This window comes from Roseburia sp. 1XD42-34 (assembly GCF_009917385.1).
Taxonomy (GTDB): Bacteria; Bacillota; Bacilli; order Bacillales; family Amphibacillaceae; genus Virgibacillus.
The window spans coordinates 97,763-119,537 of record NZ_QWLJ01000007.1; the positions used below are offsets into that span (position 1 = coordinate 97,763).

The 21,775-nt window shown below is 37.5% G+C and carries 23 protein-coding genes; 7 read left to right on the top strand and 16 right to left on the bottom strand.

The genetic code is table 11. The features are described from left to right. Window positions 1–593 precede the first annotated feature (593 nt). The 3 genes from D1839_RS05845 (at window position 594) to D1839_RS05855 (ending at window position 2,146) form a co-directional block, all read left to right on the top strand. Window positions 594–926: a YtrH family sporulation protein gene (locus tag D1839_RS05845; RefSeq protein ID WP_050353363.1), complete on the top strand. Its 333-nt coding sequence runs from the start codon at window positions 594–596 to the stop codon at window positions 924–926. Beyond that, window positions 926–1,429, top strand: a complete 504-nt coding sequence (gene ytrI, locus D1839_RS05850) for a sporulation membrane protein YtrI (RefSeq protein ID WP_120379096.1) — start codon at window positions 926–928, stop codon at window positions 1,427–1,429. Before D1839_RS05845 ends, ytrI begins: the two co-directional genes overlap by 1 nt. A gap of 516 nt (window positions 1,430–1,945) precedes the next feature. Beyond that, window positions 1,946–2,146, top strand: a complete 201-nt coding sequence (locus D1839_RS05855) for a hypothetical protein (protein WP_050353366.1) — start codon at window positions 1,946–1,948, stop codon at window positions 2,144–2,146. A gap of 579 nt (window positions 2,147–2,725) precedes the next feature. Here the strand turns inward: D1839_RS05855 and D1839_RS05860 are convergent. Further along, the gene (locus D1839_RS05860) at window positions 2,726–3,673 is read right to left on the bottom strand and encodes a DHH family phosphoesterase (RefSeq protein WP_120379097.1); all 948 of its coding nucleotides are present in this window, start codon (window positions 3,671–3,673) and stop codon (window positions 2,726–2,728) included. A 158-nt stretch (window positions 3,674–3,831) separates the two neighbouring features. Between D1839_RS05860 and D1839_RS05865 the strand changes: the two genes are divergently transcribed. Further along, window positions 3,832–4,125 (top strand): YtpI family protein, encoded by a 294-nt coding sequence (locus D1839_RS05865; RefSeq protein WP_120379098.1) that lies wholly within the window; start codon window positions 3,832–3,834, stop codon window positions 4,123–4,125. Window positions 4,126–4,404: 279 nt separating this feature from the next. Here the strand turns inward: D1839_RS05865 and D1839_RS05870 are convergent, their stop codons facing one another. From D1839_RS05870 to D1839_RS05885, 4 genes are all read right to left on the bottom strand, one after another. Then, complete coding sequence (locus D1839_RS05870; protein ID WP_120379099.1) at window positions 4,405–5,712, bottom strand: DRTGG domain-containing protein; 1,308 nt, start codon at window positions 5,710–5,712, stop codon at window positions 4,405–4,407. A 72-nt stretch (window positions 5,713–5,784) separates the two neighbouring features. After that, complete coding sequence (locus D1839_RS05875; protein WP_120379100.1) at window positions 5,785–6,015, bottom strand: hypothetical protein; 231 nt, start codon at window positions 6,013–6,015, stop codon at window positions 5,785–5,787. 206 nt (window positions 6,016–6,221) lie between these two features. Beyond that, window positions 6,222–6,986: a prepilin peptidase gene (locus D1839_RS05880; RefSeq protein ID WP_120379101.1), complete on the bottom strand. Its 765-nt coding sequence runs from the start codon at window positions 6,984–6,986 to the stop codon at window positions 6,222–6,224. A gap of 234 nt (window positions 6,987–7,220) precedes the next feature. After that, on the bottom strand, window positions 7,221–7,901 hold the full coding sequence (locus D1839_RS05885) for a metal-dependent hydrolase (RefSeq protein WP_120379102.1): 681 nt from the start codon (window positions 7,899–7,901) through the stop codon (window positions 7,221–7,223). Window positions 7,902–8,077: 176 nt separating this feature from the next. On the opposite strand from D1839_RS05885, the gene D1839_RS05890 reads away from it, so the two are divergent. Next, the gene (locus D1839_RS05890) at window positions 8,078–9,175 is read left to right on the top strand and encodes a M24 family metallopeptidase (RefSeq protein WP_120379103.1); all 1,098 of its coding nucleotides are present in this window, start codon (window positions 8,078–8,080) and stop codon (window positions 9,173–9,175) included. A gap of 94 nt (window positions 9,176–9,269) precedes the next feature. Here the strand turns inward: D1839_RS05890 and ald are convergent, their stop codons facing one another. Together ald and D1839_RS05900 are read right to left on the bottom strand one after the other, a co-directional pair. Then, window positions 9,270–10,388, bottom strand: a complete 1,119-nt coding sequence (gene ald, locus D1839_RS05895) for an alanine dehydrogenase (protein ID WP_120379104.1) — start codon at window positions 10,386–10,388, stop codon at window positions 9,270–9,272. A 174-nt stretch (window positions 10,389–10,562) separates the two neighbouring features. After that, complete coding sequence (locus D1839_RS05900; protein ID WP_166554441.1) at window positions 10,563–10,727, bottom strand: hypothetical protein; 165 nt, start codon at window positions 10,725–10,727, stop codon at window positions 10,563–10,565. Between the two features lie 136 nt (window positions 10,728–10,863). On the opposite strand from D1839_RS05900, the gene D1839_RS05905 reads away from it, so the two are divergent. After that, window positions 10,864–11,292, top strand: coding sequence for a universal stress protein (locus D1839_RS05905; protein ID WP_286164735.1), 429 nt, complete (start codon window positions 10,864–10,866; stop codon window positions 11,290–11,292). Between the two features lie 419 nt (window positions 11,293–11,711). On the opposite strand, the gene D1839_RS05910 is transcribed toward D1839_RS05905, so the two are convergent. The 5 genes from D1839_RS05910 to D1839_RS05930 form a co-directional block, all read right to left on the bottom strand. After that, window positions 11,712–12,902 carry an acetate kinase gene (locus D1839_RS05910; RefSeq protein WP_120379106.1) on the bottom strand — a complete coding sequence of 397 codons (1,191 nt, stop codon included), beginning with the start codon at window positions 12,900–12,902 and terminating at the stop codon, window positions 11,712–11,714. A 6-nt stretch (window positions 12,903–12,908) separates the two neighbouring features. Next, entirely contained in the window at window positions 12,909–13,898 is a 990-nt protein-coding gene (locus tag D1839_RS05915; RefSeq protein ID WP_120379107.1) for a class I SAM-dependent methyltransferase, read from the bottom strand. Window positions 13,899–14,022: 124 nt separating this feature from the next. Continuing rightward, entirely contained in the window at window positions 14,023–14,523 is a 501-nt protein-coding gene (tpx, locus tag D1839_RS05920; RefSeq protein ID WP_120379108.1) for a thiol peroxidase, read from the bottom strand. Window positions 14,524–14,850: 327 nt separating this feature from the next. Further along, on the bottom strand, window positions 14,851–15,306 hold the full coding sequence (gene ytfJ, locus D1839_RS05925) for a GerW family sporulation protein (RefSeq protein WP_120379109.1): 456 nt from the start codon (window positions 15,304–15,306) through the stop codon (window positions 14,851–14,853). A gap of 27 nt (window positions 15,307–15,333) precedes the next feature. Next, on the bottom strand, window positions 15,334–15,882 hold the full coding sequence (locus D1839_RS05930) for a DUF2953 domain-containing protein (RefSeq protein WP_158589610.1): 549 nt from the start codon (window positions 15,880–15,882) through the stop codon (window positions 15,334–15,336). 177 nt (window positions 15,883–16,059) lie between these two features. On the opposite strand from D1839_RS05930, the gene D1839_RS05935 reads away from it, so the two are divergent. Continuing rightward, a complete protein-coding gene (locus D1839_RS05935; RefSeq protein ID WP_120379111.1) occupies window positions 16,060–16,860 on the top strand; it encodes an NAD kinase in 801 nt (266 codons plus the stop codon). 74 nt (window positions 16,861–16,934) lie between these two features. Here the strand turns inward: D1839_RS05935 and D1839_RS05940 are convergent, their stop codons facing one another. The 4 genes from D1839_RS05940 to ezrA form a co-directional block, all read right to left on the bottom strand. Beyond that, window positions 16,935–17,138, bottom strand: a complete 204-nt coding sequence (locus D1839_RS05940; protein WP_050353382.1) for an alpha/beta-type small acid-soluble spore protein — start codon at window positions 17,136–17,138, stop codon at window positions 16,935–16,937. Between the two features lie 155 nt (window positions 17,139–17,293). Next, window positions 17,294–18,490 carry a tRNA uracil 4-sulfurtransferase ThiI gene (gene thiI / locus D1839_RS05945; protein ID WP_120379112.1) on the bottom strand — a complete coding sequence of 399 codons (1,197 nt, stop codon included), beginning with the start codon at window positions 18,488–18,490 and terminating at the stop codon, window positions 17,294–17,296. Between the two features lie 5 nt (window positions 18,491–18,495). Beyond that, window positions 18,496–19,635, bottom strand: a complete 1,140-nt coding sequence (locus D1839_RS05950; protein ID WP_120379113.1) for a cysteine desulfurase family protein — start codon at window positions 19,633–19,635, stop codon at window positions 18,496–18,498. 162 nt (window positions 19,636–19,797) lie between these two features. After that, entirely contained in the window at window positions 19,798–21,492 is a 1,695-nt protein-coding gene (gene ezrA / locus D1839_RS05955; RefSeq protein WP_120379114.1) for a septation ring formation regulator EzrA, read from the bottom strand. Window positions 21,493–21,775: the final 283 nt, after the last annotated feature.

Genomic DNA, 21,775 nt, shown 5'->3' on the forward strand with positions numbered 1-21,775 from the left:
TATTATACCAATCTATGTAGAACGTGCATAAGGAAATGCCGTCGTTAGCATAACTTATTCTGTTGCTTCATAAATATATACTAGTCCATTCAAAATGCCATGCTACGTTTAATTCAAGTTTTAGACCTGGTTGTTTTTAGGTCTGCTCTTAGAAACACGGATGAAAAAAGTACAAGCATTGCGCTATGCACTTCCACCTGTGATTCGAAGAGAGATAAAATGAATCATCCAATCAGTGGAATTTTTATTCACCCACACAGCTTGTTAGTAGTAGGGCAGGGGGAAGACCTAAAGGCTTCTTTACGAAATAGCGCATTTAGCTGCTACTATCTCCCACTTAGACTTATTGCAGTACAGATAATTTAACTCCTAAAGCAAAAGATTTACTGCACCTTATATACGGGGTCAACGTGGAAAACATAAATTTCGTCATCCTTAGCATATTTTAAGCTATTTATTTAAACGCTATATATTCCTGAGAATAAGCAGGGGATTACGTATGATTATTCCAGATGAATCTATTGGAAGCAACTGCTACCTTCACAATCTGAAAATTCATTTTGCCGAGGTTAGACGGAAGGAGGCTAATTAATATGGAAGAACGTTTTTTCGAAACATTTATCCATTGTTACTTTATAGCTTTTGGGGTAGTTATAGGCGGCTCCATTATCGGAAGTATTGGTGCCTTTGTTACTGGAAACGCACCTTTAACAGAAATTGGACGAATTGCAGTTCAATTGCGAATATGGGCGATCGTAGCCGCTATTGGGGGTACATTCGATGCAATTGCCAATTTTGAAAGAGGTATTTATGATGGCTCTACGATGGATTTATTTAAACAAGCACTATTCATCCTATCCGCAATGGGTGGAGTGAAAACAGCCATCTTACTGCTTAACTGGCTAACACAGGAGGACATCGCGTAATGCATATTCCACCATATCATAAAAAAGCGACATGGCAACGTTTTTTCGTTGGGGTAATGGTTGGTGGTATACTGGCATATTGTTCTTTACTTTATATGTACGGCAAAATGTATGAAGATCTAATCATCCGAAATCATGAAATGCAAAATGAAATTAGTCAACTGCGAACTCAAAATGAGTCACTTCTGGAGGATAATGACGAACTAAATGAAAAATCAGCAGAACAAGTGAGTGTTGAATCTATTTCATTTACAGTAGAAAACACGGATGAATTGCGAATGGATCGATTAATAGCTGGTAAATTAGAGGAGCTTGTCCAAGAAGAATTAAAGCATATCATCGGTAAAGACTTAACCATCATTGCTGAAAGTGATAGCTTAATCGCAGCTGCACTGGAAAATAAAGCTTTCACCGTAGAAGAATTTGATTACTCCTTTTCCATTACGAAACTCATTATCTCCAACCATATAAAAATAACAGCCGAAGCAGAACGATCCAACTAACCTATGATCCAATGCAAAAATGAAACTATAATTAGTAGGATTTTTCACCTCGATTGGTTGAAGAATACCGAAGGATAAAAAGGATAAAGTAAAACCTTAATCAATTAGGATTTTCATTCATCCCCCATGGTTTGGTAGTTCTGTAATGGCATTGACCTAAAGGCATTTGAACGGATTAGGCATTTAGATGCTATTACCTCCAACTTAGGCTTATTGCTGTATATAGATTATCCAACTGCTAAGGTGAAATCTTAGAGCACCTGAGAGCCAAATTTCTTTTTATTTCCATTAAAATTTATTTTATGAACGTTTTATGAAATATCCGAAAATTATTCATGGTTAGCATGAATATCGTTTATACTAAAAATAACAAAGTATGCTCACTTCAATGCATTTTAATATTCTTGCTATTAACGTATAACAAGAATGGTTACTCTTTCAGTATAATGCATGAGTATGTTGCAACTTGAACAAGATTTAGCTTAATTAAATCCTAGGGAAAGGAGTAGATAAATCATGTGGGTAATCAGCCGCAGAAAGCAAAAAGATGAGAAAATTGCACGCTTAAAACAAGGAGACTCCGCATATGCAGAATCTCAAGAATTAATCCGGTTAATGAAGCGCGATATCGAAAAAGAGCATTTACAAGTCATTTATGAAGAGACCACTTCTGGTTGCTGGTTTATTCCGGTCGACAATAACAAGAGAACCTCATAATCCAGCATACTCTCCTAGATAATCTACTAGTCAATTATCCAATCCTGGAAGGGGCTTTTAGCGTATCAAGTGATGTTCACTTGATACGCTAAAAGCCCCTTCTTTGTAAGATAAGAAAGCATAAAATGAGGTGGCTTGAGGATAACAAAATAACCGAACAGTCACGTCCGGCTCCATCCCCTAAGATAAGCCACCATCGGTTCGTTTCTAAGAGGAAGGCCGACTAAAAAAACGGGCTTACCGCCCAGACGTCGGTATACCCTTGTTTTAGTAGTATGATTCCTTTATCTCGTAAAAAAAGGCGTTGTAGACTCCCATTTTAAGAATGGAAGATGTGAGCGGAACAAGTCGAAGCGGGAGGTAACAGCATCTAAATCCCCTATTTCGTAAGAGGCATTTAGGTCATACCCTTGGGTACTAACCAGCAAGGATGAAGAAACCCCCGCTGATGGAAGGTTCCCTTTATCTATCGTTGATTCGTTCCATTCGCTACGTTGCTAAACGGGCGCTCTGCGCCTTTGTTCGATTTTACAACGCTCACGCTTTCACTCCTTATCAATTTAACCCTGCTAGCAAACTTCAGCAGCTATTCCGGTAAGCTTTACATACCGTTTGTAAATCAGCAATGACCTGATCAGCTTCTTCCCATGTTGTTACAGTTGCACCAGAAGCCATTGGATGCCCCCCACCATTATATTTAGCTGCTAATTGGTTAATGATTGGTCCTTTTGATCTTAAACGAACACGAATACTTTCCTCTTCTTCAATAAATATGACCCAAGCGATTATTCCTTCCACATCACCTAAGACACTAACAAGTTGTCCTGTATCATTAGGTTTAACGCCAAATTGCTGCAGAAGTTCTTTTGTCAATTTTACATAGGTCATGCCCTCTGCTTCCTCATGGAAGTGCTGATAAATATATCCTTTTAGCTTTGCTAAATTACTCTTTATGCTGTACATATTGTCATAAATAGCAGAACGGTTGAAATGATACGTAATCAGTTGTGCAGCGATGTTAAACGTTTTTTTCGTAGTGCTTGGATATAAAAACCTTCCTGTATCACCTACAATACCAGCGTATAGTAACCGAGCAACCTCATCTGTAAGACTTAAATCCTTGTTTTCAGCAGCCGCATAGAGGTCATAAATCATCTCACTTGTCGAACTGGCTGCTGTATTAACCCATTGAATATCTCCATATTCGTCTACGTTAGGGTGGTGATCAATCTTAATTAATTTGTCTCCTAAATTGAAGCGCTGGTCAGAAATTCGGCTCGTGTTCGCAGTATCACAAACAATAACAAGTGCTCCTTTATACTGCTCATCTGAAATAATATCCATTTTTGCTAAAAAAGATAAAGAAGGTTCTTCTTCCCCAACAGCATAGACTTCTTTATCAGGAAAAGAGTGTTTAATCAATTCTTTTAGCCCTACTTGGGAACCAATTGCGTCAGGATCTGGACGTACATGCCGATGCACAATCACTGTGGAATATTGTTTAATTGCTTCTAATATGTGCTCCAAACGATCACCTACTCGAGAATTATTATTGTCTATCTGTAGCAAAATCAATTGAAAAAAGGTAAAATGGACAAAGAATCGATTGCATTGAAATGATAAAAGAATGAAATTCCAAGTTGTAACAAGACTTGTTGAACAGAATTTAACTAAGGAGAGATCATATGCTTATTTTTGCAATCATTACTGTACTGTCATTTGTACTTTGGATCTATTACAAAGTAGCAATTCTAAACACGAATGATGGATTAAAACAAGCTTATTTTCATGCTAAATCACGAATCTGCTTAGGTAGCTTCCTCGTAGCATTCACTATTAATCAATACATTTTTTACCAAACTCGTATTTCATTGTTTGTTGGAATTGTATTTCTTGTTTTTGCTATTCCACTTCTTCATCGCGGTATAAAAGAAGTAAAGTACTACAAAAACGAATGGAAGCGATTAAACATGTCGTAACAACCGAACCTCTTTAGCTGTAGTAAACCGTTGATTTGCGTCTACTACAGATGAAAATTATACGGTTGGCAGATACGTGAATAAAACGCCATCAACTAATATGTTGATGCACTAACTCACACTGGAAATATACTACGTGGTTGGCAAGACTCTCGTACTCTTGAATTGCAAAGTACGAGGTCTCACCGAACCCTAGGTCTACGAAAACTTCCGGAGCTTTAGCATACGATTGGTCATCTTTTTAAATTGCACGTTTCTTTATGTTCTGCCTTCTTTTTTCTAGCGATTCATCAATTGAGCCATTAATAAGCCTTTGCTAGCAAGCTTATGCTCTTCATATATCTCAATATCAATTTTGGCATATACTCTGCCAATTTCCAAAAGCTTTGGTTGGATACGTAATGTACTATCGATTTGCACGGGCTTAATAAAATAAACCGTTAAATTTTCTGCCACTAAGTCACCTTTTTTATATTGCATCAGTAACCTTCTGCTTGCCTCTGTCATCAAAGCAGTACAAACACCGCTGGATAATGTCCCTAATTGATTCGTCATTTGCGGGGCAACTTTGGTTTCAAAAACCCCTTGTTCCCGTTCTGATTCTACTATATTTCGTGATACAATATCATCAATGGTCTCGCCAACTTGCGGCTGCCGTTGATTTTGTTGCAATGCTTTTAAAACGTCCTGTCTTGATACAATACCTTGCAATTGATTTTGCTCATCAGCTACAGGGATCACTTCAATACCTTCCCATACCATTAAGTGGGCGACTGAAGCTAACGATACATTCGTTTGAACCGTTTTAGGTTGTTTGCTCATTACCTTAGTAATCATCGTATCATCTGATTTCCCAACTACATCCTTTGACGTCGCCATTCCCAAAACACGCATTCGATCATCAACCACTGGAAACCTGGTGTGCCTCGATTGTTTATTTAATGCATACCAATCAGCAACCTTGTCCTTATCTTTTAGATAATAGGACTTTTCATAAGGCGTATAAATATCTTCAACCAAAACAATTTCCTTTTTTATCAGCTGGTCGTAGATCGCCCTGTTAATCATAGCTGCCACTGTAAACGTGTCATAGCTAGTAGAGATGATAGGTAGTTTCCTTTCGTCTGCAAGCCTTTTTATGCCCTCTTCTGTATCAAAGCCTCCGGTAATCAGGACTGCAGCACCTTCTTTAATAGCTAGTTCATGTGCTTTCGTCCGATTGCCTACAATCAATAAGGAATCAGCCTCTGTATAACGCATCATGTCATCTAGCTGCATTGCTCCAATAACAAATTTATTTAACGTCTTATGCAGCCCTTCTCGTCCACCAAGCACATGACCTTCTACAATATTGATTAATTCTGCAAAAGTTAATCGTTCAAAATTATCTTTTTTCTTTTGCTCAATTCGAATCGTACCTACACGTTCTATAGTGCTGACGAGTCCCTTATTTTCTGCATCTTTAATCGCACGATATGCTGTCCCATCACTAACATGCAATTCTTTAGCAATTTGTCTAACGGAAATTTTATGCCCGATTTCCAATGAATGAATATGTTCGATAATTTGTTCATGCTTACTTTTCATGGCTCGCACACCATCTTTCAACTGTACTAATAAATTATTTATCACTTATTATACAGTTGAACTGGCAGAAACTCAATGGTTATAGGTTTTTCGTTGCGTTTCTTTTTTCTGTTCCATAATTGGAGGCTGAATCATTTGTAATAACGAAGCACTATTAGCACCGATTACAAGAAGAAAAAAGATTAGCCAACCTCCCCAAAATAATTGTTCTAAAAAGGTAGTACCCTGTGGTATAAATGGCCACGCTACATATAACATAAAACCGGCTAATAAAAGTCGAAGCAATGTATATTGCCCTCGCATATCATTTCCCTCCTTCTCTTATTAATTTATGAGACACACAGGTAATCAAGAACCTGCTAAGAGCAATCATAGAACTAATGCTATCGAAATGATCAGCCTGATGAAAAAATTAATAGCTTACTTTCATTGCGTAAATGCATGCATTACGATTCCTATTAATGCTTTACTCGCCTTTGGAAAGGAAATATTAAATGGTCATGACTGCTTTAATAAAATGTAATGAAGCGTGTTATATACAAGTCAATTAGATTATCGCCATTAAAATAAGCAATCCAAGCACCTATTACAATATACGGAGCAAAAGGTATAGGCTTACCAATACTTACACGTTGATATGCTAGTAATAAAACTCCTATAACCGCTCCAATAATACATGCTAGTACAAAGCATAGCAGTAGCTTTGTTGTTCCTAAAACCAAGCCAAGTAACCCAAATAATTTCATATCGCCCATCCCCATCCCACCTCGACTCAAAATAATCACTAACAATGGAAGTAGTAAGCCTACTAAGGCTCCCTGAAATGGATCCCACCAAGGTTCAAGTGGTTCTACGGTTCGAAGTAATATAAATAAAGGGAGAAAAAATAACAGTAATCGATCGGGGATCATCATGTAAAAGAGGTCTGTCACCAAGCAAATGATAAGCAAAGAGCTAAATAATAAAGCTACAGCTAATTCTAGTTTCCAGCCGAAAAACAAATAACTCATTGCAAATAATATAGCAGTTAATAATTCTATTAGAGGGTAAACCGAAGAAATTTTGTGGTTACATTGCCTGCATTTACGACTCAAGCATAAAAACGATAAGACCGGAATAAGTTCAAACCAGCTTAATCGTTTACTACATTTTGGACAGCGGGATCGTTCTGTAACAAACGACTCCCCCTTCGGTAAACGCATCCCCACTACAACAAAGAAGGAACCAAACACGAAACCACTTAAAGTAACAAATAAAAGCGCAACTGTTTCCAATATACTGTCTCCTTAGTTTTATTTTTGAGATTAAGGTTAGTTTGAGGAATACATAAATGAGGTAGCGTGCAAAAGAACTGTAGCAATTTAAGTCAATTTGCTGTTTCCATATATCGACTGTAAAATGATTCTTTTTTCTTACTTGATGGAAATGGTGGATTAATACGAAGAAGTTAATGCAAGTACCGTGAGCCAGTCGATATGACCCACGGTAATATGAATGACAGGAAAAAATTAAAGACTTACTGATTCTCCAATAGCCATTGCTATCCCCCTACCTGGATCTACCTGACTAGCAAATGCTTTAGCATCCTGTTCAATCACTGGAAATGTATTGTAATGGATGGGAACAACTTTGTTAGCATTTACCCATTTTGCAGCAATTAATGCATCTTCTGGACCCATGGTAAAATTATCCCCAATAGGTATAAATGCAAGTTCAATGTCGTTCATTTCCCCTATTAGTTTTAAATCTGAGAACAGAGCTGTATCACCTAAATGGTAAATGGTTTTTCCTTCTATCGTTAGTAAAATACCTGCTGGCATACCCGTGTAAACAACAGATCCATCGTCTTCTGTATATGCAGAACCGTGAAATGCTTGCGTCAACTTTACCGTTCCAAAGTCAAAGGTCTGCTTACCTCCAATGTGCATTGGATGTACGTTTAAACCTTTACTCCTCATAAATTCAGCCAATTCATAAGGTGCAATAATCATCGCATTTGTTCGCTTTGCAATAGCAATCGTATCTCCTACATGGTCATTATGACCATGTGTTAATAAAATAAAATCTGGAGTAATGGTTGCTGCGTCTAAATCACATGCTTCATTCCCTGAAATAAATGGGTCAATTAAAATCAAATGGGAATCGGTTTGAACTTGTACAACAGAATGTCCATGATAAGATACTTTCATGTTAACCTTCTCCTTTCTTGGCTTTGATCCATTATACCAAATATATATCATTTGTACCCGATTACTTTATTTTTTACACATCCGCTAAGAAAACACTAAAAGCAATGCCTTTGCTTTTATTTGCAAGATGGATATTTGCTATAATAATACATATAAAGTTAAGGGAGTGTCAAAGCATGGACCAAAGAATAGAAACGCTTTTAAAGAAAATGGAACAGAGTAACATGGACAGCATTTTTATCACTTCACCAGCAAACGTATATTACATAACCAATTACTATACCGATCCTCATGAACGGCTTGTTGCGGTATTCTTAAATAAATATTCAGATCCAGTCCTTGTTCTACCGGCAATGGAACAAGAAGATGCTAAAAACGCTGGTTGGAATTACTCTACTATTGCATACCTAGATCATGAAAACCCTTGGGAAATGTTAGCTAAGTCAATCACCGAGAAGGAAACTTCTCCAACTACCATTGGAGTAGAATTTAATCATTTAACATTAGAGCGTAACGTTATGTTACAGCAGCTTTTACCACGTACAGAACTGATGCATGCAGAAGAATTATTGGCTAGTTTAAGAGTAATTAAAAACGAGCAGGAATATAAACGACTAAAAACGGCAGCAGAGCTTGCAGATTTCGGTATAAAAACGGGAGTCGAAGCGCTAAAAGATGGGGTAACTGAATTAGAAATCGTTGCTAAAATTGAATATGAATTAAAAAAACAAGGTGTGCAAGCAATGTCCTTTGCTACAATGGTTTTATCAGGAACAAAAACTGCCTCTCCACACGGGAATCCTTCTATGAAGAAAGTTGCTCATGGGGATATGCTACTGTTTGACTTAGGTGTTGTTTATGAAGGGTATTGTTCAGATATAACAAGAACCGTTGCTTTTAAATCTATAACCGAAGAACAAGAACGCATATATAACACCGTTTTGACTGCCGAACAGGAGGCCATTGAAGCAGCACAAGTTGGGGTAGCGGTAGGTAAATTAGACCAAGTAGCGCGTGACTATATCACCGCGAGTGGATATGGATCCTATTTCACCCATCGAATTGGCCATGGATTAGGAATAGAAACGCATGAATATCCATCTATGCACAGTGAAAACACGTTACCTTTACAACCAAACATGAGTTTCACTATCGAGCCAGGAGTATATGTGCCTCATATTGGTGGTGTTAGAATCGAGGACATGATTTACATGACTGATAACGGTGCAGAAACTTTAACACATTTTCCAAAAGAGTTAATGATTGTAGATTAAGAAATAGGCTTATATTGTCCAGGAAATCTTAACTCATTTTTTTAAAAGCGGCGGGCGACAACCCCGCCGTTTTCGTCTTGGTCATAAAGAAAAATTAAGCGTCAAGTAATGTATGCGGATCTACGTATTCCAAGCCATGAGCTGCAGCAACCGCACTATGGCTTACAAAGCCTTTCCAAGTATTTACTCCTTTTAATAACGGCTCGTTATTTTGACAAGCTGCCACAACACCTTGGTTCGCTAATTGCAATGCGTATGGAACAGTAACATTCGTTAATCCGATTGTGGACGTTCTAGGAACAGCACCAGGCATATTAGCTACCGAGTAATGTAAGACTCCATGCTTCGTATATGTTGGATTATCATGTGTCGTTACATGATCGCTCGTTTCAAAAATTCCGCCTTGATCAATCGCTACATCTACGATAACCGATCCATCCGACATGTTTTTCACCATTTCTTCGGTTACTAATTTTGGCGCTTTAGCTCCAGGAATGAGCACTGCACCTATGACAAGATCTGACTCAGCTAATGCTACACTAATGTTCATTGGGTTTGACATCATTGTATTAATGGAAAATCCGAATATATCATCCAGCTGGCGAAGCCGCTCAGGATTTAAATCAATAAGGGTTACATCTGCACCCAAACCAACTGCAATTTTTGCTGCGTTTGTTCCTACAACTCCCCCACCAATAATCGTTATTTTAGCACGCTTTACGCCTGGGATCCCACTTAAAAGAATACCCTTTCCACCTTTTGTTTTCTCCAAAAACTGCGCACCGATTTGCGAGGCCATTTTCCCAGCTACTTCACTCATAGGCGTTAAAAGCGGCAACGTATTATTTGCTAATTGTACTGTTTCATATGCTATAGCAGTTACTTTTTTATCAATAAGTTCTTTTGTTAATTCTGGCTCTGCAGCTAAATGTAAGTATGTAAACAATATTTGCCCTTCATGAAAATAATCGTATTCTTCTGGCAAAGGCTCTTTTACTTTCATTATCATATTTTGACTCCAAGCTTCTTTAGCACTTGAAACAATTGTAGCGCCAGCATCTTCATATTGTTCATCAGTAAAGCCTGATCCTAATCCTGCGTTTGTTTCAATAAAAATTTCATGTCCTGCTTTTGTTAACGTAAGTACACCAGATGGAGCCATCGCTACTCTATTCTCATTGTTTTTTATTTCCTTTGGCACTCCAATATTCATATTCCCATTACCTCCTAGTTCATTTTTATCTATAATCTAACAGTATCAAATATTGAAAAAAATAGGAAGCAGAAAGGGACCCACAAGGAAAGGAGTCCCCTATCATATTTGTTCAAAAAAACCAAAATTGCCTATGAGCAGGCATTTTTCACGTTTTGAACCACCAAGTGCAGATTAATTTTTCCGATTATTAAACGTATAGATTCCCTTGTTATTATGCAACTGTTCAATAACCCCACTTTGATAGCTTTCATTCAGCTGATTTTTTACTGTAGCTATTCCTTTTTCATCTATGAACAATTCTTCTGAACGCTGATTCGGCTTTTGATTTTTAGTCAATTTCCTCCCACCTCTCTCTTATAGTGTAGCCATTATTTATGGTGCTATTACGCAAATAAATTTAGTAAAAATACCATATTTTGATTGTTGTTACGGCAAAATGGGTATATAGTGGAATTAGGAAGGGGAGATGAAAATGAAATATAAAAACATTGTTGTCGCTGTAGATGGATCAGAAGCGTCGGAGAAAGCATTTAAAAAATCACTCGATATTGCTAAACGAAACGATGCAAGACTTATTCTTGCACATGTTGTTGATTCACGCACGTTTGCTACTGCAGAAGCGTACGACCGCACTTTAGCAGAAAGAGCGGATGAGTATGCCAAAGAATTATTGGATAGCTATGTTAATAACGCGAAAGCAGCTGGTCTGGAAGATTTAGTTCGATGTGTAGAATATGGTTCTCCTAAAATAAAAATTGCAAAGGATATTGCCAAACAATTTGAAGCGGATCTAATTATTTGTGGGGCAACTGGTATGAATGCAGTAGAAAGATTTTTAATTGGAAGCGTATCCGAAAATATAACGCGCTACGCTAAATGTGACGTCCTTGTTGTACGATAAGTACCAAAGTGCAGCGTTTCGCGCGTTTCTTACCTGTTGACGTTGCCCTGCTCGTAAACCAGTTATTTGCGTTTTTCCAGGAGTATTGATCCATTATATTCCAGCCTTAAGAACAAAGGCAAGCGCCCGTTTAGCAACGTAGCGAATGGAACGAATCAACTAAAGTGTTTAGGATTCATGCCACTATAAACAGGGGTATGCCGACGCCTGAGCGGCAATCCCGTATTTAGTCGACCTTCCTCTTAGCTACAACCGATGATGACTTATCGTAGGGCGATGGAGTGAAGTCGCCTAGTTGCTGGGCGCTTGCGACGGACGTAGCTATTCCGTTATATCGGTATCCCAAACCCAAAATTTTTATACTTTCTTATCTTTCAAAAAAGGTTTTGTCATGGTTAAACCACGCAAAACCTTTTATCTCAATTTGTTTCCGTTAAACGCACGGTATCTCTTGCAATCATTACTTCTTCGTTTGTTGGAATAATGATTACTTTTACCGGAGAATGAGGATAATTTATGAATTGTTCTTTTCCTCGCGTATCATTTAAAGCAGGATCCCAGTACACACCCATAAACTCTAAGCCACGCAATACTTTTTCACGAATTAATCCACTGTTTTCTCCGACACCAGCAGTAAAGATAATGGCATCGACTCCACTCATTTTTGCTGCATAAGAGCCTAAATATTTGTGAATGCGCTCTGCAAATACATCTAATGCAAGCTTGGCACGTGGGTCTTCATCTGCTTTTTGCTCGATGTCTCTCAAATCACTAGAAAAACCAGATAAAGCTAACATTCCACTTTCTTTATTTAACACATGAACGACTTCGGAAGCTGATTTTCCGGTTTTCTCCATGATATACGGAATAAGTGCTGGATCGATATCTCCGGAACGAGTTCCCATCGTCAGACCTGCAAGCGGGGTAAAGCCCATCGATGTGTCAATGGATTTTCCACCTTGAATAGCAGCTATACTAGATCCATTTCCTAAGTGGCAAGAAATTAGTCGTAGATTTTCAAGCGGCACACCTAAAAGTTCTGCTGCACGTTGTGATACATATTTATGTGATGTTCCATGAAAACCATATTTACGAATCCCGTAATCTTCATAATAGTTATAAGGTAAACTATATAAATAAGATGAAGGTGGCATTGTTTGGTGAAATGCTGTATCAAAAACAGCAACCATAGGAACATCTGGAAGAATACGGCGAAATGCGTGAATTCCAGTCAAATGCGCTGGATTGTGTAACGGTGCTAATTCAGAAATTTCTTCAATTCCTTCAATTACCTGCTCAGTAATTAACACAGAATCGCTAAATTTTTCTCCTCCATGTACAACTCGGTGTCCAACTGCATTAATTTCATCAAATGACTGAATGACACCTGATTTTTTTAAACCGTCTAACAATTTTTTTACAGCTTCTTCGTGATTAGGGATGTCCCCAACAAACTTTTCCTTTTCCTCATTAGCTTTCATTTCAAATATAGCTTCATGAAGTCCGATTCGTTCTACAAGTCCTTTCGCAAGAACTTCTTCCTCTGGCATTCGGATTAGTTGGAATTTCAAAGATGAACTACCGGCATTAATGGCCAAAACATTACTCATTGCTGTTCAACTCCTCTTTTTGTACGTTTGGAACCAATTATTTATTTGATCTAATATATCTCCCATTGCATTGGTATTTGAAAATGAAGGCATTTTCACCAATAATGGTTGCTTAGGAGTGGTAGTATGGTGACCTTTTTTTTGTAGTATAAAAATGCTCTTTCTATGCTTGTCTGATTGAAAAGCTGTATCAGGTAAGCTTAATATACCTACAATATGTGCATGTTTATGAAGAAATTGCTTTAATTGCTCTGCTTGATCACTTTCAAATAAAAATTCTGGGATGACAAATAGAAGATGCCCTCCTGCTATCGTATAATTAAGACTTTGCTCGATAAATAAATGATGTGCATAGGAATGTCCTTCCTTTGCTTGTAGTTCAAAATTACTAGATCGGATATCATCGGGATAATATCCAACTGGTAAATCTGCTACAATTAAATCAACAGGATCTAGTAAGAAAGGCTGCAGACTATCTTGATGGAAAAATTCAATCTGTTGCTTCTGCATATTCGCATTCCAAGCAGCTAGCTGAATTAAAGTTGGGTCAATTTCACTTGCATATGCTTGTTTAACTTGAGATAATTGACTATATACCGTTGTAAGTAAGTTTCCGGTACCACTTGCTGGATCAAATATACGAATTTCTTTTTGGTCTTCCATCAGTTTACCGCTAAGATAAGCAATAATTAAAGCAACTGTCTCAGGGGTCATCATATGTTGTGCTTGTGTAGTGCCTTTCATTCCTTTTAATATTGCCAGTTGATTAGCCTTTCTTATCTCTTCAATTGTAAATGCCTCGATTGATTTTACTTGTAGCAACTTTTCCAACTTGGAAGATAACTGCGCTTCAAACTCTAACGTAACTTCACGGTGGAATATGATCTCCATCGCATATATCAGGCTGTCCAAATAAGTTTCATTCATATGTTCTTGAATCGTTCCTGTAAGTTCGTCCATCCATTCATACAATGTCTCTACGTTTGACTTTTTCATCAATCGCACCCTCCATTCGGTTGCTATAAAGCGCCATCTATTGTATCAAAAGCGTTAGCTGAATACAATGAATTGCTTTCATCCGATTGGACAGTAAAAATCCCTCTCACAATGGAGAGAGATGTTAAATTGCCTTCTTGGCAGCTTCCAGAGCAGCATCATAATCTGGATGGTTGCTTACTTCATTTACATATTCTACATAGCTAACTTTGTCGTTACTATCAACAACGAATATAGCGCGCGCCAGTAGGCGTAATTCCTTTATAAGAACACCATATTGGTGACCAAAACTCGCATCACGGTGGTCGGATAATATATCAAGTTGGTCAATATTGTGTTGGGTTACCCAACGCTTCTGTGCAAAAGGTAAATCCATACTCACGGTTAATACTTGAACATTCCCTATTGCATCAGCTTCTTCATTAAAACGTTTTGTTTGGTCAGCACATACCCCAGTATCAATCGAAGGAACAACACTAATTAGCTTAACCTTTCCCTTGTAATCGTCCAACGTTACTTCTTTCAAATCATTCGTCAATACGCTAAAGTCCGGTGCTTGATCACCGACCTTTACTTCATTACCTAATAGTGTGACGGGTTCATGTTGGAATGTTACGTTTGCCATAAGAATCATTCCTTCCTAAATAATTGTATTCCTCTACCATTATGAAGTGATTACAAGCTCATGTCCACTAATTTACAGGGAATAATTTGTGAACAAAATAACAACCGCTTTCATTATTGTTGAATATGATGCAACCAAGTTTCTGTAAAAAAACTAAGGAAACGGCAGCGATAAATTTTCCAATCAAACGTTAATGTGTAACCCATAAATTTCTTCTGAAATAGGGCAGTGAGGATAGTGTTCTTAGACAGTTCCCTAAGCAGGAGACTTACATAACCTTAGAGGCCGGATAAACCACAAGCTTCCTACAGTCTTTGCGTTTACTTTTTATACATCATATTGCGTTGGAGCCTGCTTTATTTTCTTTTCGGTGTCCTTCTTTGGTGACTGCTTTTTATCAGATGATTTGATTATCTCTTGGACTTTTTCTACAACTTGCGGCGCAAAATCAAGCATTTTTTCATAAATATGTGTTTGTTGGTCCAAATGCACCATCTTAATTCCTTGCTCACTGACAATTAAGAAAGCAACAGGTGTAATGGATACTCCTCCTCCACTTCCGCCCCCAAAAGGGAGTGTCGCTTCACTATCCGGTGACGAATTACTTGTTGATTGAAATTCACTACCACCTGCAGCAAAACCAAAACCAACTTTAGACACAGGAATGATGATGCTTCCTTCTGGAGCTTGAATAGGATTTCCAATTATCGTATTTGCTTCTACCATATCCTTTAAATTTTCCATTGCTGTCGTCATTAGACCTTGTATAGGATGATCGTCCATTTATTTTACACTCCTTCTCTTTTTTCACTACCTAGTACTCGCAATGAGCTTTACAAAGGTATGTATAGCATGCGTGATTCGGGTTGAAACCATACAAGAAAAAAACATTTCAAAATGACTTTGTTGAAATAAAGGCTTCACTTGTAAGTCGGGCCGACAATCTTTCTTGGTTTTTCTCATAATCCAACTAGTAATGACTCCTTTTATCCCCCATAATCCTCCAGCCGTCATTCCGGTAAGAGCTGCATCTCCTAGTCCTCCTTCTGTGTACCATCTCCAATTTCGAATAACTATATGCTGCAATGCAGTCGTAACAAGTGGATTGACCTTTGGGAGCATTTTGTATAGATCCTGTAATTGACTGAATAAAGCATGGAAAGTGTCCTTTTGCCCCTCTTGCATATGATCAATCCGAATAGACTTGTTAACCATCCGAATAAACATCCAATTTACTTGTATGGTTAACATCAAATAGGATGGGCGATATACGATTTCTATGTTGATTTTCCACTTACTTATAAAAATCATCACGATTAGTATGCAGATGAAACATAAGATAACAAAAACAACCTTCATGTTTACCACCCCATTGCTTATTTTCCCGCAAATTACTATTTTTATCCAAAAACCTAGTTGTATTTCAAGTAATTTTTTTAACATTATAACGAAACATGGTAGAATAAGATGAAACTATGTTGCATTTATAGTGGTAACAAAATGAGGTGAAATAAACATCTTGGGAGGGATGATAGCATGACAGAACGAAATAACATCTTCTTTTATTATGTAACTAGCAAAGGTATTGAAGAAAAATTATCGACACTAAGTAATGTAGCTATTGATAACGGTTTCAAAATTGTAGAGCATGCGAAAAATGCAAATATTATCGTTAGTATTGGTGGTGACGGCGCTTTTTTACAAGCAGCTAGAAAAACAGGCTATCGCCAAGATTGTCTTTACATTGGAATAAATCGATCTGGAGAATCAAGTTTATATTGCGACTTTAATATGGACAACTTTGATGAAATGCTCGACACTATGCAGCATGAGGAACTTGAAGTACGACGTTTTCCTATTATTCATGCAAACGTAAATGAGGAAACAAGTTTTTATTGTCTTAATGAGATCAGCGTCCGATCAACGATCATTAAATCAATTGTGATCGATGTATATATCGATGATCAACATTTTGAAACATTTCGTGGGGATGGCTTAATTGTAGCCACACCTACTGGAAGTACAGGCTATAATAAATCTACAAATGGTGCTGTTATCGATCCGCGTATCCCTTGTTTTCAAGTAACTGAGCTTGCATCTATTAACAATAACCGTTATCGTACACTTGGTTCTTCTTTTGTTCTGAACCAAGATAGAAAATTACGTTTGTCTGTAAGACAGGATGGAAATGATTATCCAATTATCGGTCTGGATAATGAAGCTTATTCCATCCGCAACATACACGATATTACCGTTACTTTAAGTGATAAAGTTGTAAAAACAGTGAAACTGAAAAATAATTCCTTTTGGGATCGAGTAAAACGAACCTTTCTATAGGTGTATGTTTAAACAAGTAAACGAAAGGACTATCCACAAAAGGGATAGTCCTTCTTTACCATTTCTATATTTTTTTAGAAAGTTTGTTGACCACCAAATTGTTGCTCAGCCATTTGTACTAGACGTTTTGTAATTTCTCCACCAACAGATCCGTTAGAGCGAGAAGTTGAATCTGGTCCTAATTGAACACCAAATTCTTGAGCGATTTCGTATTTCATTTGGTCTAGAGCTTGTTGAACACCAGGGACTACTAACTGATTTGAATTGTTATTTGCCATAATAAATCACCTCCTTGGTACTTATAGAATGTGTACCAAGGAGAGAATCCATTCATATTTTCAATTGGTAGTTACTGTAAGTGCTTTTAGGTTTGGCTTTAACAGAACAGCTCCATACCGTGTTTATTTAAACTAATCCGTTATCATCTTCGTTTCTAAAACAAATTTTCGTACGTATTTCCTTGCCCAGATGTAATCTTGATTGTCTCTATGTTTTGCAATGCCTCTTCCACCCATTCCGATAAATCTGCTTTTGCTTCAAAATGGTTTGCTTTCTCCCTTTTCGGTTTTGTTTTCGGTGACTTTGGTACAAAAACCGTACAGCAGTCTTCATATGGGAGGATAGATGTCTCATATGTGCCAATTTTCTTTGCTATATCAATAATTTCTGTCTTATCCATTGCAACTAGCGGTCGCAAAATGGGATAGTTAGTCACTTCATTAATGACGTTCATGCTTTCCATTGTTTGGCTAGCAACTTGTCCTAAATTTTCTCCCGTTGTTATAGATAAAATCCCTTGTTCCTGACACACCTTTTCACTTATGCGCATCATTATCCGACGCATAGTTGTCATTGCATAACCATCTGGAATTTGGCGAAATATTTCCTGTTGTAGCTTCGTAAACGGAACGAGGTGAACTTGAATAGACTTCCCATATTGGGTCAATTGTTTAGCTAAATCAAGCACTTTTTGCTTTGCTCGTTCACTCGTAAATGGCGGAGAATGGAAGTGAATAGCTTCCAATTGAACGCCTCGTTTCATCGCCAGATAGCCTGCTACAGGACTATCAATACCACCAGACAATAACAATAACGATTTACCAGATGTACCAACTGGCAAGCCTCCAGCTCCTTGCACAACACTAGAAGTTATATACGTTGCCTCGTTACGGATCTCGATTTTAATCTCTACATCTGGTTGATGAACATCAACAGTTATACCATTTGTATTCGTTAGCAAATGCCTGCCTACAACATGATTAAATTCCTGTGAACGAATCGGGAAATCTTTGTTAATACGTTTTACTGTAACTTTAAATGTACTTGCAGCAGCATTTTTCTTAAGCGCATATAATGCAGCCTCTTTCACTTTGTCAGGGTCATTTTCTTCTTTAATCGCCAAGCTTAAACTTTGTATTCCAAATATATGCTTACATTTATCGATGATTGGTTTTGGGTCATGCCCATTTAATAGAACAAACATTCTCCCCTGCGTCCGTTTCACCTTTACGTTTTTATAATCTTGTAACTTATTTTGAATATTTTCCTGTAAACGAAGGATAAATGCTTTTATGTTTTTACCTTTTAAAGCCATCTCCCCGTATCGTATTAATATATGATCGTACTGCATAGCCTCTACTCCATTACTTTTTTTAATTGCTGTATGTTTCTCCTTAATATACTCATAAACTGCTGCAATTCTTCCATTGTATTTGTATAAGTAAGACTTACTCGTAGTGCAGAAGTCGTTCTCTCTTTTGGGAGACCACAAGCTGCCAAAATCTCACTCTCATCGGTTTGTTTGGAAGAACAGGCCGATTTCGTGGATATATAAATATCATTCTCTGCTAACAGATGAATTAGTACCTCTGGCTTCACACCCGGAACAGAAAAATTAATGATATGTGGTGCTGCATGTAAAGGGGTATTTACAAAAACACTCGGAAGGTTCTCTAACTCTTCACGAATATATTGCTGCATTTGTAATAATTCATGTTTATGCGTTCTTTCCTTTTCCAAAATTAAACGTAACGCTCTTACAAACGAAACCGCACCTGCCAAGTTTTCAGTACCAGAACGCTTTGCTTGCTCTTGCGCTCCCCCGTGAAAAAGCGGAAATAATGTCGTTCGATTTCTTATATATAATAAACCCGTTCCCTTTAAGCCATGAATTTTATGACCAGACATCGTACAAAGATCTATTCCACTATCTTTCAGTGACAACGGAACCTTTCCTAACCCTTGTACATGATCTACATGAAAAAATAATTTCGGATGTCTTTTAGCAATTGCCCCAACTTCCTTTATTGGCTGTATCGAACCAAGCTCGCTGTTTACATGCATCACACTAATTAAAATCGTATCGTCTTGAATAGTAGCTTGTAAATCGTTTACGTTAATAACACCATCTTGATTAACAGGCAAATATGTGATGTTAAAGCCCAATTTCTCAAGGCTTTTACACGCTTCATATACAGAAGCATGCTCCACAGCCGTTGTAATAATATGCTTACCTCTGTGCTGATGTTCGAGGGCAATTCCTTTAATCGCCAAATTATTTCCTTCTGTTCCTCCAGAAGTAAAAACGATTTCCGAACGAGCAACTTCCAACAACTTTGCCGCCTGGTTCTTTGCCTGATGAAGGAGCTTTTCAGATTCTCCCCCTAAAGGATGTATAGAAGACGGATTGGCAAAAAAATCCGTCGAAACTTTTTCGAAGCTCTTTAAGACAGACGCTTCAGGTTTTGTGGTTGCGCTATTATCTAAGTAAATCATTATTTATTCGCCATACCTTTCTTACGAATGATGCACTATTCCAACCGATCTGATTCCTTATAAAAGTTCAGCAGAACGGATTGTAACATAAACAGCTATTAAAACGTGCAAAAAAGGATACCATCGAATGAATATCCTTTTTCCAAACGACATCTATTTAAGTTATTCTTCCACTCCAGATTGGTGTTCCTCAATTCGTTTTAATGCTCCTGACTCTACCTCTTCCACTGCTTTTGCTGCATTTTCAAGTGCCAATTCATATTCATACTTCCTAAATAACCGCTCAGACTCAGTAAGCTTCTCAGCTAGTAATGGGTATTGACTACGATATCGATTCGCATATTGGATAACCTGTTCCGTTAAATAAGCTTGTTCTAACATCAGATTCGTTTGCTCCATACAGTAGGAAACAGCATTCTTTGCGTCATTTAAAGCCTGTTGTACTTCAGCCATTTCCAAAGGTTGATTTTCCAGTGCCTTTATAACACGTGCATTTTTGTCATTAGCTGTTTCTATCAGATTCCAAATAAAAGTAGGAACTCCAGGAACGTTGCTCTTCTTAAGCTTTCGTTGTATAGAATATAACTGATTTCGCATTTCTGTCAACTTTTCTTTTGCTTCTAACTCATCTTTGCGGAGATTTTGTATCCGTTTTTTAAATGCCTCATGACTCTCTTTTAATGTTTCAATTTCTTTAAGCGCTTCTTCTATTTCATTACGAAGCTTTGTATGAGGTGATTTCTCTTCTTCCATCTCCGAGACAACTGCATCCATTTGGGAATTTAATTTCGCTATGGATTTCTCCAGCGATAAATATTTTTCCATATCGCTATCTTCAAAATAATAAGCCTTTTGCAGCTGGTCTACTTCTTGTTTCGTGTGATGAAAAGTTGCTGTAACTTCTTCCATAACATGTTGATACGTTGGCATCTTTGTTTCTACATAATTTTTAGCAATCGCTTCTTTTTCTAACAGTTGATACATCTCTTTCGAACGTACTTCGATTTCCTCAATTAATATTTCTGCGTTAGTCATATCGCCATTATCAAGTTTTTCCACCATATGTAAAAGCTTTTGCTGATAGCTGCGAATTTCCTTTTCAAACGCAAGATGCTCTACTCTGTATCCTTCACTTTTCATTTCCTTTATTCCAGAAAGAAGATCATCTAATTGCGAAGGAAGCTCCTGCTTACACATCCGATACAACTGAGGGAATGCATCAAACTGTTTTTCCAAATTATCAAGCGAAAGTTTGAGCTTATCTACAAGCTCCTTTGCCTCTAGATAATTTCCATCTTCTACCAATTGATAGTAAGTAGCAAGTTCATTAAACAACTCATCTAACCTTGCCTCAAAATAACTCTCAGCTTTCCCATATTGATAACGGTTTTGCGATAGTCTTTTGCGTAAGTCTTTCAAAGTCGGCTCGACATGTTCTATTTCCTTACGACTTTCCTCTTCAGAATGGAGCAGTTCATCCACTTCTTTAATGATTTGTTCAATTTCCACTTCCACCGTCTGCAGTATTTTTTCCACTTCAGCTAATGTCTGTTTAGCTTTTGAAAAACGGTAACGATCTGCAGCCGCTTCTGCATCAAATAGAAGCTCCTCAATATCTGTTAATTCCTTGGTAACGATATGTTCCCAACGCTCTTTCCAAGCCTCGAACTTATCTTGCGTTTCTCCAGACAAGTTAAGAATTTTTATACGGGAGAGCTCAGCATTGATGTTTCGATCCATAATATCCATTTTCCAAGCTTCATAGCGATCGACTACATCATATACCCTTTTACGTAAAATAAGTCCTGTAATTATAAGTGCAATGACTATAAGTATACTGCCAATGATGTATGCCATAAAATGCCTCCCAACTAAATCTCCTAAAAACTTGTTCAAAAAGTCTCTAAAACACATCTCATTTCATCGATGGCTTATTCCTTTACCTCTTATGTATTGATCACATATACTCTCATTCGCAGTTCTTGAACTTCTTTGTATAAGATTTGCTAGTATCCATACTGTAACTCATTACGAAAAATACAAAGCAGTTCGTCACAAGCAAGCAAAAATTTACTTTTCTTTATTCATAGGATAAGGACAACCAGACAATGATACAACTCATTTTTTCTAGAACTTCTTC

Excerpts from the sequence above, each read along its gene's own strand:
- D1839_RS05915 (WP_120379107.1), bottom strand. The coding sequence starts at position 13,898 with ATGAAAAAGTCAAACGTAGAGACATTGTATGAATGGATGGACGAACTT.
- D1839_RS05935 (WP_120379111.1), top strand. The coding sequence starts at position 16,060 with ATGACAGAACGAAATAACATCTTCTTTTATTATGTAACTAGCAAAGGT.
- ytfJ (WP_120379109.1), bottom strand. The coding sequence starts at position 15,306 with ATGGACGATCATCCTATACAAGGTCTAATGACGACAGCAATGGAAAAT.
- D1839_RS05885 (WP_120379102.1), bottom strand. The coding sequence starts at position 7,901 with ATGAAAGTATCTTATCATGGACATTCTGTTGTACAAGTTCAAACCGAT.
- D1839_RS05865 (WP_120379098.1), top strand. The coding sequence starts at position 3,832 with ATGCTTATTTTTGCAATCATTACTGTACTGTCATTTGTACTTTGGATC.
- D1839_RS05950 (WP_120379113.1), bottom strand. The coding sequence starts at position 19,635 with ATGATTTACTTAGATAATAGCGCAACCACAAAACCTGAAGCGTCTGTC.
- ytrI (WP_120379096.1), top strand. The coding sequence starts at position 926 with ATGCATATTCCACCATATCATAAAAAAGCGACATGGCAACGTTTTTTC.
- tpx (WP_120379108.1), bottom strand. The coding sequence starts at position 14,523 with ATGGCAAACGTAACATTCCAACATGAACCCGTCACACTATTAGGTAAT.
- D1839_RS05910 (WP_120379106.1), bottom strand. The coding sequence starts at position 12,902 with ATGAGTAATGTTTTGGCCATTAATGCCGGTAGTTCATCTTTGAAATTC.
- D1839_RS05890 (WP_120379103.1), top strand. The coding sequence starts at position 8,078 with ATGGACCAAAGAATAGAAACGCTTTTAAAGAAAATGGAACAGAGTAAC.
- D1839_RS05940 (WP_050353382.1), bottom strand. The coding sequence starts at position 17,138 with ATGGCAAATAACAATTCAAATCAGTTAGTAGTCCCTGGTGTTCAACAA.
- D1839_RS05855 (WP_050353366.1), top strand. The coding sequence starts at position 1,946 with ATGTGGGTAATCAGCCGCAGAAAGCAAAAAGATGAGAAAATTGCACGC.
- ezrA (WP_120379114.1), bottom strand. The coding sequence starts at position 21,492 with ATGGCATACATCATTGGCAGTATACTTATAGTCATTGCACTTATAATT.
- D1839_RS05930 (WP_158589610.1), bottom strand. The coding sequence starts at position 15,882 with ATGAAGGTTGTTTTTGTTATCTTATGTTTCATCTGCATACTAATCGTG.
- D1839_RS05905 (WP_286164735.1), top strand. The coding sequence starts at position 10,864 with ATGAAATATAAAAACATTGTTGTCGCTGTAGATGGATCAGAAGCGTCG.
- ald (WP_120379104.1), bottom strand. The coding sequence starts at position 10,388 with ATGAATATTGGAGTGCCAAAGGAAATAAAAAACAATGAGAATAGAGTA.
- D1839_RS05845 (WP_050353363.1), top strand. The coding sequence starts at position 594 with ATGGAAGAACGTTTTTTCGAAACATTTATCCATTGTTACTTTATAGCT.
- D1839_RS05875 (WP_120379100.1), bottom strand. The coding sequence starts at position 6,015 with ATGCGAGGGCAATATACATTGCTTCGACTTTTATTAGCCGGTTTTATG.
- D1839_RS05870 (WP_120379099.1), bottom strand. The coding sequence starts at position 5,712 with ATGAAAAGTAAGCATGAACAAATTATCGAACATATTCATTCATTGGAA.
- thiI (WP_120379112.1), bottom strand. The coding sequence starts at position 18,490 with ATGCAGTACGATCATATATTAATACGATACGGGGAGATGGCTTTAAAA.